Origin of the sequence: Neoroseomonas rubea (assembly GCF_016106015.1) — a bacterium.
GTDB classification, from domain to species: domain Bacteria; phylum Pseudomonadota; class Alphaproteobacteria; order Acetobacterales; family Acetobacteraceae; genus Neoroseomonas; species Neoroseomonas rubea.
In genome coordinates this window covers 1-1,002 of the sequence record NZ_JACADQ010000648.1, presented here as the reverse complement: position 1 = coordinate 1,002, position 1,002 = coordinate 1, and the positions used below count along the sequence as shown (strand labels likewise).

Below are 1,002 nucleotides of genomic sequence, written 5' to 3'. Positions count from 1 at the left end.
GCGCAGGCCCGGGGCGGCGTCCGGCGGCGCGGGCCGACCCCGCGGTCCGGCGGGCGCCACCGCCGAAGGCGCGCGGCCGGGATGCCCGACAGGATGGGTCCCTCCGGCCGGATATTGCTCTACGGTCATGCGCGACCACATCCGCGGCCGGCAGGGCGATGCGGCCCTCGCGACCTCGCCCCGCGCGCCACCCAGGACCGGAGACGCCCCATGGACGCGACCGCCGCCCCGCTTCCCGGCCAGGACGCCGCCCATCCCGACGGCCAGTACGGCGCCGCGGCGAAGTGGTTCCATTGGGTCACGGTCGGGCTCATGGCGATCGCGCTGCCGACGGGCTTCGTCATCAAGTTCATCACCGGGGAGGCGGATGGGGCCTACAAGATGGCCTTCTACGCCATCCATGAAAGCGCGGGGCTGACCATCCTCTTCGCCGCGCTCGCGCGCATCCTGTGGAAGTGGCGCAACCCGGCGCCGCCGCATCCGGCGGAGCTGCCGCCGATGATGCGCACCGCCGCGACGGCGACGCATCACGGGCTGTACGCGCTGCTGATCGCGCAGCCCATCCTGGGCTTCCTCGCGACCAATGCCTGGGGCTTTCCGATGCAGGGGCGCACCGCCTATCTCGGCTTCATCGACCTGCCGAAATTCATGGAAGCCTCGACGGGCCTCGCCAACGTGCTGTCCTGGGCGCACACCATCGGCGGCTACCTGTTCCTGCTGCTGCTCGCCGTCCATATCGCCGCGGCGATCTTCCACCACGCCATCCGCAAGGACGGCACGCTGATGCGGATGCTGTGATGCCGGCCACGCGCGAGCCTGTCGAATGCCCCCATTGCGGGGAGGCGACGCAGCCCAACCGGCTCGCGGACGGCACGGTGGTCTGCTCCTGCGCGGCGGAGCGGGAAATTCCCGAGCGCGCGGAGGGCTGAACGCCGGGCCGCGACGCCGGCGTCGTCGCGCGGACAGCGCGCCGACTGGGTCGCGCGGACAGCGCGCCGACTG

At 72.6% G+C, this 1,002-nt stretch carries 2 protein-coding genes; both read left to right on the top strand.

Annotated features, from left to right (window positions below):
• Window positions 1-210 precede the first annotated feature (210 nt).
• Window positions 211-798: a cytochrome b gene (locus HW577_RS25575; protein ID WP_198378892.1), complete on the top strand. Its 588-nt coding sequence runs from the start codon at window positions 211-213 to the stop codon at window positions 796-798.
• Window positions 798-929 carry a hypothetical protein gene (locus HW577_RS27005; protein ID WP_269769601.1) on the top strand — a complete coding sequence of 44 codons (132 nt, stop codon included), beginning with the start codon at window positions 798-800 and terminating at the stop codon, window positions 927-929. The genes HW577_RS25575 and HW577_RS27005 overlap by 1 nt, the downstream gene beginning before the upstream one ends.
• The last annotated feature ends 73 nt before the right edge of the window (window positions 930-1,002 follow it).

What these genes read in the sequence shown, in the direction of transcription:
- HW577_RS25575 (WP_198378892.1), top strand. Translation starts at nt 211, where the DNA reads ATGGACGCGACCGCCGCCCCGCTTCCCGGCCAGGACGCCGCCCATCCC.
- HW577_RS27005 (WP_269769601.1), top strand. Translation starts at nt 798, where the DNA reads ATGCCGGCCACGCGCGAGCCTGTCGAATGCCCCCATTGCGGGGAGGCG.